The 12,923-nt window shown below is 57.2% G+C and carries 10 protein-coding genes; 4 read left to right on the top strand and 6 right to left on the bottom strand.

What is annotated here, in order from left to right:
* Nucleotides 1–398: 398 nt before the first annotated feature.
* Entirely contained in the window at nucleotides 399–659 is a 261-nt protein-coding gene (locus tag NW843_RS13210; protein ID WP_011432274.1) for a ferredoxin-thioredoxin reductase variable chain, read from the top strand.
* Here NW843_RS13210 and NW843_RS13215 read toward each other — a convergent pair.
* Nucleotides 656–1,129 (bottom strand): phycobilisome protein, encoded by a 474-nt coding sequence (locus NW843_RS13215; protein WP_414349996.1) that lies wholly within the window; start codon nucleotides 1,127–1,129, stop codon nucleotides 656–658. The genes NW843_RS13210 and NW843_RS13215 overlap by 4 nt on opposite strands.
* Before the next feature lie 260 nt (nucleotides 1,130–1,389).
* Between NW843_RS13215 and ftsH the strand changes: the two genes are divergently transcribed.
* Complete coding sequence (gene ftsH / locus NW843_RS13220; protein ID WP_414523176.1) at nucleotides 1,390–3,306, top strand: ATP-dependent zinc metalloprotease FtsH; 1,917 nt, start codon at nucleotides 1,390–1,392, stop codon at nucleotides 3,304–3,306.
* A 103-nt stretch (nucleotides 3,307–3,409) separates the two neighbouring features.
* Here ftsH and glgP read toward each other — a convergent pair whose 3' ends face one another.
* The 3 genes from glgP to NW843_RS13235 all read right to left on the bottom strand — a co-directional run bounded on the left by glgP (nucleotide 3,410) and on the right by NW843_RS13235 (nucleotide 8,015).
* The gene (gene glgP, locus NW843_RS13225) at nucleotides 3,410–5,611 is read right to left on the bottom strand and encodes an alpha-glucan family phosphorylase (RefSeq protein ID WP_414523177.1); all 2,202 of its coding nucleotides are present in this window, start codon (nucleotides 5,609–5,611) and stop codon (nucleotides 3,410–3,412) included.
* Nucleotides 5,612–6,062: 451 nt separating this feature from the next.
* On the bottom strand, nucleotides 6,063–7,247 hold the full coding sequence (locus NW843_RS13230; protein ID WP_414523178.1) for a SpoIID/LytB domain-containing protein: 1,185 nt from the start codon (nucleotides 7,245–7,247) through the stop codon (nucleotides 6,063–6,065).
* Nucleotides 7,248–7,508: 261 nt separating this feature from the next.
* Nucleotides 7,509–8,015, bottom strand: coding sequence for a nucleoside deaminase (locus NW843_RS13235; protein WP_414523179.1), 507 nt, complete (start codon nucleotides 8,013–8,015; stop codon nucleotides 7,509–7,511).
* A 210-nt stretch (nucleotides 8,016–8,225) separates the two neighbouring features.
* Between NW843_RS13235 and NW843_RS13240 the strand changes: the two genes are divergently transcribed.
* Together NW843_RS13240 and NW843_RS13245 are read left to right on the top strand one after the other, a co-directional pair.
* Complete coding sequence (locus tag NW843_RS13240; RefSeq protein ID WP_414523180.1) at nucleotides 8,226–9,467, top strand: HhoA/HhoB/HtrA family serine endopeptidase; 1,242 nt, start codon at nucleotides 8,226–8,228, stop codon at nucleotides 9,465–9,467.
* 67 nt (nucleotides 9,468–9,534) lie between these two features.
* Nucleotides 9,535–11,139 (top strand): serine/threonine-protein kinase, encoded by a 1,605-nt coding sequence (locus tag NW843_RS13245; protein WP_414523181.1) that lies wholly within the window; start codon nucleotides 9,535–9,537, stop codon nucleotides 11,137–11,139.
* Between the two features lie 35 nt (nucleotides 11,140–11,174).
* Here NW843_RS13245 and NW843_RS13250 read toward each other — a convergent pair whose 3' ends face one another.
* Together NW843_RS13250 and NW843_RS13255 are read right to left on the bottom strand one after the other, a co-directional pair.
* Complete coding sequence (locus NW843_RS13250) at nucleotides 11,175–11,516, bottom strand: hypothetical protein (protein ID WP_414523182.1); 342 nt, start codon at nucleotides 11,514–11,516, stop codon at nucleotides 11,175–11,177.
* The gene (locus tag NW843_RS13255) at nucleotides 11,494–12,294 is read right to left on the bottom strand and encodes a hypothetical protein (RefSeq protein WP_041436241.1); all 801 of its coding nucleotides are present in this window, start codon (nucleotides 12,292–12,294) and stop codon (nucleotides 11,494–11,496) included. Before NW843_RS13255 ends, NW843_RS13250 begins: the two co-directional genes overlap by 23 nt.
* Nucleotides 12,295–12,923: the final 629 nt, after the last annotated feature.

A 12,923-nucleotide genomic window follows, 5' to 3' on the forward strand; every position in this document is an offset into this window, starting at 1 on the left:
AACAGTGATGTTCAGCAGTGTTCAGCGTAAATGTATCAGCAACAAAAGGTCGCCTTCTCTCTTTCCCAGATCCCGGTGGAAGCTGAGATTGGCTAGACGCAGCTTTTTCCGGCGAAACCAGCCTCCTGCCCAATAGGGATCCCATCTATACAACCCAGGGATCCAGTGAGCGGCGCTGTTGGCTCCAGAGGGATCCCATTGGTTGAGACGGGCTTTCTCTGGGTTGACTTTGAGGGGATGTTCTGGGGCTTCCCAACATGAAGATGACCCTGAGGAAAATACAAACTACTGTTTCAGTTTCCACATACTTCTCCACATCTCGAAGGTTTGCTTAGAGATTGAGCTAGAGTGTTTCCAGTGGGTTCCTGTGGTGGGCCGCCTTGTTAGGAGGGCAAGACATGAAAGTTGGAGATCGGGTGCGGGTGCGTACCAGCGTGATTGTCTATCACCACCCGGAACATCGCAATCAACCTTTCGACCTCAAAGGCATGGAAGGGGAGCTGAAGGCCGTGATTCGGGATTGGAATGGCCGCCCGATCAGCGCCAACTTTCCCTTTCAGGTGCAGTTTGACAACAAGTTCCGTGCGCATCTCCAGGCTGATGAGCTGGAGGTGGTGGAGTCGGCTGGTTCTGGAGAGTCTGCTGAGACGGCTGCCTAGTTGAGGCCCAACAGCGTGCGGTTGGTTTCCAGAATCGGCCTGATCAACTTGGTTTCTTCGGGGGTGAGGTAATTGGCTATCACTTCTTGTAGGAAGCGATAGGTGGCCTCGCAACTGCGTTGGGTGCGGAAGGCTCGCATCAGTGTTTGGAACCAGTAGAGAAATCGATCTTTGTAGCGCTGCTCATCATCCAAGAGCATGGCTAAGGCCGAGAGGCGCAGAACCCGCACGGTGTCAGCTTTCCACTTGTTGCTGAAGTCTTCCACCCCTCGCATGAGCAAGTAGGGATCCAGCGCGCGCATTTTCATCTCCACATCCCGGATGATCTGGGCTTCCGCCGCCTGAATCTTGCGATAGGCGCTCAGGCGTAGGTCAAAGGAGGCTAGGTAGGTCTCCATGAACTGCAGCTCCTCATCCCTGAGATACCGTCCGTCGGCAGTGATGCTCAGTTCGCGCAGTTGAGTCAGCATAGGGATCCCTGGGCAAGCTGGAATGAGAATGGAAAAAACACCACCTGTTCTGACTGACGGTCCAGCCTTGGTCTCTCAATCCTATCCCCAAACTCCCGGCCAGAAGAGCGGGATTGCAGGGATCCCCGGCAACCCTCTCAGTCAGGTTAATATTAATTAACAGTCTGTTGCTGCAAGAACCCACTCGACCCCAGATTGTTACCCACAAGTCGCCATCTGCGAGTTCGATTCAAAAACACCCTTTGGGAGGAAACACTTCCGTGAGTCAGAAAGGTAAAAACAAGAAATGGAGAAGCGCGGGGTTATATGCGCTACTGGCCATCTTCTTGATCTCTTTAGCCACCACCTTCTTTGGTACTCGCCCGCCTGAGCGTTTGGAGATCAGCTACTCCGACCTGATCAGCCGTGTTGAACGGGGCGAGGTCAGCAAAGTTTTGGTGGAGACGGCCCCGGATGGTCGCCAAGTTGCCATTGCCCAGGCAGAAATCAACAACCACGCCACCCCAGTGCAGGTGAATCTGCCCCCCCTTACCCCCGAGTTTGAGAACACCCTGGTTGCCAACGGGGTGGAGCTGGCCGTGCGTCCTGTTCAAGAGGAGGGGCTACTTGGGCGCATTCTCAGCACCTTCTTCCTGCCGGTTTTGCTCTTGCTGGGGCTCTTTTTCCTGCTGCGGCGGGCTCAAAATGGCCCAGGCAGCCAAGCTCTCAACTTCGGCAAATCCAGGGCACGGGTGCAGATGGAGCCGAAAACCCAAATTACCTTCAACGATGTGGCCGGCATCGATCAGGCCAAGCTGGAGCTGGCAGAAGTGGTGGATTTCCTGAAAAATTCAGAGCGCTTCACCGCTTTGGGAGCCAAGATTCCCCGCGGGGTGCTGCTGGTGGGCCCGCCCGGCACCGGTAAGACCCTGTTGGCCCGCGCCGTAGCCGGAGAGGCGGGTGTGCCCTTTTTCTCCATTTCCGGCTCCGAGTTTGTGGAGATGTTTGTTGGGGTGGGGGCCTCGCGGGTACGGGACCTGTTCGAGCAAGCCAAGCAAAATGCTCCCTGTATCGTCTTCATCGACGAAATTGATGCGGTCGGTCGCCAGCGGGGAGCTGGCTTGGGGGGTGGCAACGACGAACGGGAGCAGACCCTGAACCAGTTGCTCACCGAGATGGACGGTTTTGAGGGCAACTCCGGCATCATCGTCATTGCGGCCACCAACCGACCGGATGTGCTGGATGCGGCGCTGCTGCGGCCTGGCCGGTTCGATCGCCAAGTTACGGTGGATCGCCCCGACTTCCAAGGCCGCCTGGAGATCCTCAAGGTGCACGCCCGCGGTAAAACTCTGTCTGCGGATGTGGATTTGGAGAAGTTGGCCCGCCGTACTCCTGGGTTTACCGGCGCCGATTTGGCCAACCTCCTGAACGAAGCAGCCATTCTGGCTGCCCGCCGCAACCTCACCGAGATCTCCATGGACGAGATCAACGACGCGGTGGATCGGGTGTTGGCCGGCCCAGAGAAGAAGGATCGGCTGATGAGCGAACGGCGCAAGGAATTGGTGGCCTACCATGAGGCGGGCCATGCCCTGGTGGGATCCCTCTTGCCCAACTACGATCCCATTCAAAAAGTGACGATCATCCCCCGTGGCCAGGCGGGTGGTCTCACTTGGTTCATGCCCAGCGATGACGACATGGGGCTCACCACCCGTGCCCATCTGAAGAACATGATGACTGTTGCCTTGGGTGGGCGTGTGGCCGAAGAAGTGGTCTACGGAGAGTCGGAGATCACCACGGGGGCAGCCAGCGACCTGCAACAGGTGGCCCGCATCGCCCGCAACATGGTGACCCGCTTCGGTATGAGCGATCGCCTGGGAAATGTAGCCCTAGGTCGCCAGTACACCAACATTTTCCTGGGCCGGGAAATCGCCGCAGAACGGGATTTCTCGGAGGAAACAGCGGCCCTCATCGACGAAGAGGTGCGGCGGCTGGTGAACGAGGCCTACCAACGGGCCACCTACTTGATTCGGGAAAACCGTGCCCTCTTGGATCGGATCGCCCGCCGCCTGGTAGAGGCCGAAACCATCGATGGGGAAGAGCTGCAGGCCATCATCGACAACTCTGAGGTGGTGATGTTGCCCCCCGAAGAGGAGCCAGAACCGCTGACTCTGCCTATGGCCGTCAACGCCAGCGCCTAGTCTCTTTTCCCCAAGCGCAAACTTGGGATCCCTGCTTTTCCTCTTGAGGAGAGAGGGATCCCAATGTTTTGTATGATTTGCGCTGGGAGAGGGGGAGTCCACCCTAGCCGGCAACAGCCGAACCCAACAAAGTCCGGCTCGCCTCTGCTTCCAGGGGCTGAGGCTCGTAGATTTTCAGCACGTACTCCGCTACCATGCGGTCGGTGTTGAAAACGGGGTTGAGCGTGCGGATCGCCTCCTTCATGCGGGCAATCCAACGACGTGGGATCCCTTTCTCATCCCGGTCGTAGAACATGGGGATTACTTCATACTCCAACAAGTCGTAGAGGGAGTTGGCGTCCAAGTCGTCTTGGGCAGCGGGATCCAGACCTTCGATTTCTTGGCCAATAGCCCAGCCATTGCGACCGTTGTAACCTTCGGGCCACCAGCCATCCAGTACCGACAAATTCAATCCCCCGCTGAAGCCCACCTTTTGCCCTGAGGTGCCAGAGGCTTCCAGAGGGCGTCGCGGGTTGTTCAGCCACACATCGACCCCCTGCACCAAATTGCGAGCGACATAGGCATCGTAATTTTCGATGAAGGTGACTCGGTTGGCCACCTCAGGCCGGTTGGACCATTCCACCACCCGCTGAATCAGGCGCTTGCCCCCTTCGTCCCGGGGATGGGCTTTGCCGGCGAAGATAATTTGCACAGGGTACTCTTTGTTGGTGAAGATGCGGGTAATTCGCTCCAGATTTCGCAGGATCAAATCTCCTCGCTTGTAGGTGCTGAAGCGACGGGCAAACCCAATCGTCAAGACCTTGGGATCCAGCAACTGGTTGACCGCTTGGATGCGCTCATTGCTTTCGCCGCGATTGCGCCGGGCCCGCAACACCCGGTGACGGGTAAAAGACACCAGCCGCTCCCGCAGAGCCTCTTTGCGCCGCCACAGTTCTTCATCTGGGATCTCTTCCACCTTGGCCCACAGTTCCGGGTCTGACACCCGCTCCGGCCAATCGGGGCCCAAGTACTGGTCGTAGAGGTTCCAAAAAAGAGGGGAAACCCAGGTACGGGCGTGAACCCCATTGGTAATGGAGCTGATGGGCACCTCATCCACCGATCGCTCAGGGTAGAGCACATGCCACATTTCGCGAGAAACCCGTCCGTGGAGCTTGCTTACGCCATTGGCTGCCCGCGCGTACCGCAAAGCCAGCACCGTCATGTTAAAGCGCTCCCAGGGATCCCCAGTGCGCCGAGCTCCCAAAGCCAAAAATTGTTCCCGCGTCAGGCCCAGTTGTGGCCAGAAAGAGGCAAAAAAGGCATCCATTTCATTGGGGCTAAAGGCATCGTGGCCAGCCGGCACCGGTGTATGGGTAGTAAACACACATTTTTCCCGCACCTTGGCCTCCGCCGTCTCGAAGGGGGTGCCCCGCGCCACTTCCTCCCGCAGCAACTCCAGCGTTAGGAAAGCAGCGTGCCCTTCATTCATGTGATAGACCATGGGATCCAAACCCAACTGGCGCAGCAGACGCACCCCACCGATGCCTAGAATGCACTCTTGGGCAATGCGAGTATCGGTGCTGCCCCCGTAGAGGTGGGCGGTAATCCAGCGATCGATGGGGTCGTTCTCCGGCAGGTCGGTGTCCAGCAGAAAAAGAGGTACCCGGCCCACGTCCGCCCGCCAGGCCCGCGCCTTCACCAACCGCTGCCGCATCGCCACTTCCACCAACAGAGGGCTGCCATCCGGCTGGCGCACCAGAGTCAACGGCAGAGACTCAAACTCAGAGTCTTCGTAAAGCTCCCCCTGCCAGCCATTGTTGTCCAGGCGCTGTTGGAAGTAGCCCTGACGGTAGAGCAACCCGATGGCCACCAGGGGCACTCCCAAATCTGAAGCCGACTTGAGGTGATCGGCGGCCAACATACCCAGCCCGCCAGAGTAGGTGGGCAAAGACTCGTGCAAGCCGTATTCGGCACAGAAATAGGCAATAGGACGCTGCCAGTCGTAGGTTTTCATGGTGCGCTTGGCCCAGGTATCCTCAGCCGCCATGTACTTCCGATAGGACTGCACCATCCGGTTCAACGTGTTGAGGTAGTTCACATCGGTGGCCAAGGCTGCCAACCGCAAGTAGGAAACCTCCTCCAGCATGCGCACCGGGTTGTGGGAGGTTTTTTCCCACAGGGCGGGATCCATTTCCCGGAAAATGGTGAGGTGATCCGGGTTCCAAGTCCACCAATAGTTACGGGCGATCTCGCACAGGGGCGTGAGCGCTTCCGGCAGCACCGGACAACGTTCGGGAAAAGCAGGAGCTAAGGTGGCAATGGACATAGGACAGATACCTGGGGTTAAAGTTATGGGCTCGAAAAAGAAGAGGTAGAGGTCGATCTTGGTAAACGTATCTCAATTATTATTGAGCCGATCCTGAGGATTCTGAGGGGGGAATTCAAGATCTCTACAAAATCTTCAGGGGACGTAACCCAAATTTTCCAGGGCTTCTCCCGATCTTGCCACAGCAGCGCGGAGCCTTCAAAAACAGGGGTCGCAGGCAGGCCAGCTTTCGATTCCGGCAGAAGCTGCCCGTCTAGAAGCTGCCCGTCTATCGTAAGAGATGGTGCAACATTAGAGTTAACTCAAAGTTAACAAAATCTACAGAACCCCAACGAACCCTTGGGAAACCCCTCCGGTTCAATTAAAATGCTGCTTTCCATAAGCTCTTAAAAACTGCAGCTACTTTTGCTACCAATCGATTATTTTGTTGGCTTCTCTTTGAAGTTGAGCCTTAACGTCCTTCCACCACTGCCAGACTGGTGTTGCGGTAGTAGTGGCTGAGGATCTGTTGGTAAGAGTAGTTTTGGCTGGCCAGGGCGGCAGCTCCCCACTGGCTCATGCCCACCCCGTGCCCGTAGCCCCGCCCATGAATCTCAAAGAAAGCTGGGAATGTCCCTGCCACAGGAGCCAAGCTGGCTGTAGTGGCGGCCTCTCCGCGCGGGCTAATGGCAATCTTTGTGCTGCGCAACCCTAGAGCCCGACGAAAATCGCCAGCACTGAGATCTTTGATTCCTTGGGATCCCGTCAGGCGCACCGTGATCGCCCGTCCCCACGGGGAGCTGCGCAGCACCTCAACAGAACGAATGGCACCGATCCCGGCAGCCAATTGCTGAATCTGTTGGGCAGGAACGGTGGCCGTCCAGCTAAACACCGGTGAGTGCTGATCGAAATCCGGCACCCCCTGTAAGTAGGGCCGCGATTCTAACCAGACGTTGCCTGCATCATCTGTATGTCCCCCCGCAGAGGAGTGGAAAACCGCATTGATCAACTGCCCCTGGTGGATGAGAACCTGCCCGGCGGTCTCACGGGCAGCCGCTTGGGTACGGCTGGATTCGGCAGCCACTCCCTTGTAAACCTGCCAATCAATCCCGTTTCCTAAGTCAAAAGGCTGCTGGGAACGGCGACTGCGGTGGTAGAGGGCATAGGTGCGGGAGGCCACGGCTTGGGCTTTGAGAGCCTCCATGGGAAAACGGTGTCCCATCTCGCTGCCCACTACGCTGGAAACGTAGTCTTCCAAGCCAACTTGGTTGATGGCAATCACCCCACGCTCGCCGGGGATCAACTCCACCAAGCCACGGTACCAATTCTGGTCGATAAACACTAACCCATCGGAGGTGGTGGGCTGTAGGTAAAGACGTTCTCCCTGTTGGCCGGCCAAACTGACTGCTGAACCCGAACGGCTGGCCTGCAGCGGTTGCATGGCCTGCACCTCTGCCAGCGGCTGTCCCTGGGCATTCAATAGGCGGGCTCCGGTAGAGCTGCCGACGGTGACCTGGGGCTTGTTGACGGCAATACCTACCCGCAGCAGCACCCGTGCCTGCACCGGAAAAGTTAAGCACAGCCAAGCCCAAACCAGGAGGGCAATACCTCTAATCGAGGCTGATGGCGGAGGAGAAAAGGAGAGGGCAATAGTCACACACCAATCCTCTGGGAAAGAGTATCACAGCCGGCGAGGGATCCCGGACAAGTCGGGTTTTGAGAATCCAGGCATAGGGCCGACGCACCCTCAACAACCCAAGCGGCCACCGTTGGGCTCAAGAGATCCCGCACTCGGAAAGCCTTTTTTGAGGCTGGTGCGGGATCCCAGGCAAGGGCCAGCCGAACCCGATATGACAGTATCAAAAACCTCTGGCGGATGCACGACCCCAGCCCGTTCTTTTTGCCCCCAATTTCTTCCTCAGGTTGTGCGCGGGATCCCGCGCCGGCGGCAAAACCACTGCTGCAATAGGCGGCGACACTCGGCCTCGCAGACTCCGCCGATGACCTCCGGGCAATGGAAGCTGGCGGCAGAAGCTGGCAAATTGAGCACGCTGCGCAGTGCTCCGGCCTTGGGATCATCGGCGCCGTAGATTACCTGGGCCAGCCGCGATTGGCTGATGGCCCCGGCACACATGGGGCAAGGCTCCAGGGTCACATACAGCCGACAGCCCTGCAGCTGCCAATCGCCCAAGCGCTGCCCTGCCTGCCGTAGGGCCAGAATCTCCGCATGGGCCGTGGGATCCCGATCCCGTTCCCGCCGGTTGCTGCTCAGGGCCAACAGCTCTTCCCCTGGCCCGACCACCAGAGCTGCCACCGGAACCTCTCCGGCTTCTCCCGCTTGCTCAGCTTCTCGCAAGGCCAACTGCATCCAGGCGCGGTGGCGCTGCCACGGATCCCGCCCTTGTGGCTCGGAGGAATGGAGCATACTCGGATCCCCGATCATTTTGGGCGTTTCGAGCACTGCCTCTGTCCGCAAGATTTGCTAGGGTAAGCACACATACCCCGAACATCCAAAAGTAAAGAGTAGGAATAGATAGAATAGACCAGGAGTGAACTGGGTCTTGATGGCGTAAGTCGGGGGAGCGGGTTCACGCCTTTTGAGTCTTGGCGATACGGCTTAGCTTTGGGAGGGATCATGGCGCGGATTCTACGGCACACACTTTTGGCGATGGCTCTGTTTGGTGGAGGCGTCGCGGGTGGGGTCTGGCTATCGTCTCGATCGGGGCAGGAGTGGTTACAGCAAACTCCTCTGGTCACTTGGACGCAACGGGCCGGTGAGGGAGTAGGATCCCTTTTGCCCTGGTCTGAGCCCCGCCCTGAGGCTGCGAATTCTGCCCCTCCCGCCGATGCCGTCCGGCCTTCTAATTTTATTGCTGCAGTCGCCCAAAAGGTCGGCCCAGCGGTGGTGCGCATCGATGCCACCCGCACCGTGTCGAGGGGGGTCAACCCAGAACTGTTCAACCAGCCCCTGTTTCGCCGCTTCTTTGGGGATCAACTACCGCAGTTGCCGCAGGAGTTTCGGCAAGAAGGCACCGGATCGGGGTTTATCATCGACGCCAGTGGCCTGATCCTCACCAACGCCCATGTGGTGGAAGGCAGCGAGCGGGTCAGGGTTCACCTGCTGGATGGGCGCACCTTTGAAGGAGAGGTGAAGGGCTCAGATCCGGTTACCGATATCGCAGTGATCAAAATTGAGGGGGAGAATCTGCCCACGGTTACCCTGGGTAACTCTGACTTGGTGCGACCAGGGGATTGGGCTATTGCCATTGGCAACCCGCTGGGCCTGGACAATACCGTGACTGCTGGGATCATCAGCGCCGTCGGGCGCTCCTCCGGGCAAATTGGGGCTGTCAACAAGCGGGTGACTTTCCTGCAAACGGATGCGGCCATTAACCCCGGCAACTCGGGCGGCCCGTTGCTGGATGCGGAAGGGCGTGTGATTGGGGTGAATACGGCCATCTTCCAGCGGGCCCAGAGTGTGGGCTTTGCCATCCCCATCAACCGCGCCATGGACATTGCCGAGCAACTGATCCGTGACGGTCGGGTAGAGCACGCTTTCTTGGGCATTCGCATGATCACCCTCAACCCCGACATTGTGGCCCGCCTCAACCGCGACCCCGCTCGTCCCACCACGCTGACAGTGGAAGAAGGGGTCTTGATCGGGCAGGTGATTTCGGGATCCCCGGCTGAGGAGATTGGCTTGCGGGAGGGGGATGTGATCACTGAAATCAATGGGCAGGCCATCCGCGATGCCGAGCAGGTGCAGCAGTTGGTGGAAGCCGCTGGGGTGGGCAATACGCTGACGCTGCGGGTCATCCGCGATGGACAGGCACGCACCTTCCAGGTGAAAACTGGAGTGCTGCCCTCGGACTTCTAGGGGGCTCCATAGGCCAGCAACTCTCTGATCCCTGTGACAGAATGGCAGTAGGGGCAGGGATCCAGATATGGCTTGGGCAGTTGGTGAACAATTGCAAGGGGGACGCTACCGCATCGAGGCCGTTTTGGGGGAGGGGGGCTTCGGCATTACCTACCGGGCCTGGGATAGCGTTCGCGCCGACCAGGTGGTTATCAAAGTTTTGAACGACAGCCTTCGTGAGGATCCCGACTATCCCCGCTTCCAGCAGAACTTCATGAACGAGGCGCTGCAACTGGCCCGCTGCCACCATCCCCATGTGGTGAAGGTGGAAGAAGTGATCTGGGAGCAGGAGCGCTGGTGTATTGTGATGGAGTACATCCGCGGCCAGACTCTGCACCAGCTTCTGCGGCAAAAAGGGCCGTTGCCCCTGCCGGAAGCCCTGTGCCTGACGCGGGAGGTGGGATCTGCCCTGATGGCCTTGCACGAACAGGGGATCCTGCATCGGGATGTGAAGCCATCCAACATCATGGTGCGGGAGGGATCCGGGCAGGCAGTTTTGATCGACTTTGGCCTAGCTCGCGGCTACACCCAAGGTCTGATCCAACGCCACACCTCCTACGGCACCGATGGCTATGCTCCTCTAGAGCAATACGACAGCTTGCGCCGCCGCGGCGCCTTCACCGATGTCTACGCCTTGGCAGCAACCCTCTACACGGCGCTGACGGGGATGGTGCCTATGTGTGCGCCAGTGCGGGCCACAGGCCGCCAGTTGGATACCCCTCGCAGCCTTAACCCCAACATTCCCGAGGTTGTGGAGGCTGCCATTCTCAAAGGGATGGCTCTCCACCCAGAAGAGCGCCCGCAAACCATGGCCGAGTGGCTGGCACTGTTACCGGCAGAAGCCTCTCAACAAGGGAGGAAGCCGGTTGCTTTTGAGCCAGCCATCCGCACCCAAGAGCTGAGGGAGCTGGAGCAGATCTTGGCCCAGTCTCCAGAACCCCAAGACGAGCTGGAACAGCTCCTGTCCCGGCACTCGGCGGAAGAGCTAGAGCAACTGGTGGCACCTCCCACCCCTGCCACTGCCAAAAAAGCTGGAAGAGAAGAGGGATCCGGATCCCTGATTTTTCCTGAGGTCTGTCCAGAGGAGAGAGGGAAGGGGGGATCCCTGCCCGGAACTCTCTCTTGGCCAGAGTGGGTGGGGGAAGCAGCCCCTGCCTTGCAAGGTCTGTGGGATCGGCTGCGAGCGGGGCAGTGGGGGGAGGCGGATCGCTGGACGACAGCCCTGATGCTGAAGCTTGCTGGGCGCTCGCAAGTGGGCTTTTTTGATCCCAAGGATGTTCAGGCCTTCCCCTGCCCCATGCTGCGGCTGATTGACCAACTGTGGGTGCGGGCCAGCCATGGGCGCTTTGGCTTTAGCGTTCAAAAGCAACTGTGGCAAGGATGCGACCCCGGAGGAACCTCAATAGGCAGATCGCGATCCTTCTCCGCCTTGCCCCGCGAAGAGTGTATGGGGGAAGCCGTGGGTTGGCGGATCCAAGGTCGCTGGCTGGGGTACGGCGAGCTCAAAACCAGCCTGGATGCACCGCCAGGACATCTGCCTGTCGGCTTTTTTTGGGGCTACTCGGGTGGCTTGCGCTCGGCGCTGCTGACGCTGGATCGAGTGGTGCTGAAAAAGCTAAAAGCCTGTTTCTAAAAAACCTGGCTTGAAATGACTAAAATGGGTAGCCATCAATTCTTGAAAGAGGAGATGCTCTTTTCTTGTGGGTTTTCGCGAATAGCTAGACCCAAGTGAATCAATGCCGTCTCAACGGTATTGACCTGCTCTGCTAAAGTTTTCCACCCTCTTGCCTTTAAGCCATAACATTTGCCAAAGTAAGCTCGAGCTGCTGCAAAGGAAGCAAAGGTTTTTTTAAGAGTCGCTACGGTCCAGGGCTTGGCATTCAGCCGCAGCCAATTTCGTTGACCTTGCTGCTGTTGCTCGGTGATGAGTTGGTCTGTCAAGCTAACAAGCTCAGCATAGTTGCGCCGCGAGGTCGCGATTGCCGTTTCAAGACTCTCGATGAGACCCATGGTTGTTCTCCTGAGGCAACTTCCCTTGATAAGACTCCTGTTCTTTCTCCTGAAGCAACTTTCTAGAACCGGCAGAGAGCAAGTTGGTTTCAAAAACAGACTTGATGTTGTTCAGGTAACTTTGCAATAAGCTCTTAACCCATAGGATGGGAATTTGGTTTACCGCATTCTGAAGCTGGTCGAAGAGATGCTTGAGCTGCTTCAGAGCTACGATAGCATGACCGAGAACTTCTTGCGCTTGAAGCTGCTCTTCCACAAGCTCTCTCATTCTGTTGGCTAGCCGCTGATTCTCAAGTTCTTTCTCGGTGAGCAAACTAAGAGCTGCTTCCTCAGTCTCGACTATTTTAAATTCAAGTTTTTGGTTCTGCTCTTCCAGAAACTCAATCTGCTTAGTTAGTAAATCCGCCTCAACCCTAAAGCTAACACCTCTATTCGCTGGAAAGCTAATAAGTAGGTCGCTGTACTCTTGCTCTTGAAGCTGCAGCTCTCTGAGTACAGGCTCTGCTAGTTCGGATAAGACTTTGTGAGCTAATCCTACTTTCAAAGTATCTCCGCCGCCGTGTCCGGGAATAGGAATTCTTAAATCACCCCGAACAGCCTGCGTGCTATGTCTGGCACGTCGCTGAACAATTTCCCAGCCCCACTCTTTTGCTTGACGCAAAATATCCCGTTTTCGCCAATTCCTTGGAGCCTGAATAATGGCTTGGATATTTCTCTGCTGCTCTATAATTTCATTTCGCCTCTTGATGAGATACCCTAGCTCTTCTTCGTCGGACATATGATAACATCCTTAGATGAGACTTTCACACTTAGCCTATCCGGTCTTTACGGAGACTAGGGGAAAGTTATGCGGCAAAGCCTTACATCTCAAAAAACATTGATACTAAGAAATATTTTGTAGCTTTGTCCGCGATCTTCCTCAGTAATTCCCAGGACAATCTAGAGGCAGTCAGACTTGGTTCTGCTTGCGAAAAAGGGTGAGTGGCTGGGGTTGGGGAGCTTACAGCCGGCTTGGAAGGGCCAAAAATCACCTGCCGGTGGGCTGTTCCGCGAATACTCAGGCGGCCTGCGCACGGCGCTGCCGATGCTGAAAAGGCTAAAAGCCTGCCTCTAAAAAAACTCCCCTCTCCCAGAGGAGAGGGGTCAGGGGCGAGGGATCCAAGAGCCTTAGTAGCGATGCACCAACTTGTTGATGGGCTTGAAGATGTCTGCCTCAAACTTTTTGCCCTTGAGCATGCGGTTCCAATAGAGCCAGGGTAATAGATGCACCTTGGCTAGGTACATGGAGTAGCGCTCCCGCGTTGGGTCCAGGGGGAAGGAGGGAGCTAGGTCGTGTTGATCTTATGTTAGGATAGAGAGAATGATTTATAGAGGAAAGAGGATGAAGTTGGTTTTTTTAGATGAAAA

This window comes from Synechococcus sp. R5-12, assembly GCF_047502655.1.
GTDB lineage: Bacteria > Cyanobacteriota > Cyanobacteriia > Thermostichales > Thermostichaceae > Thermostichus.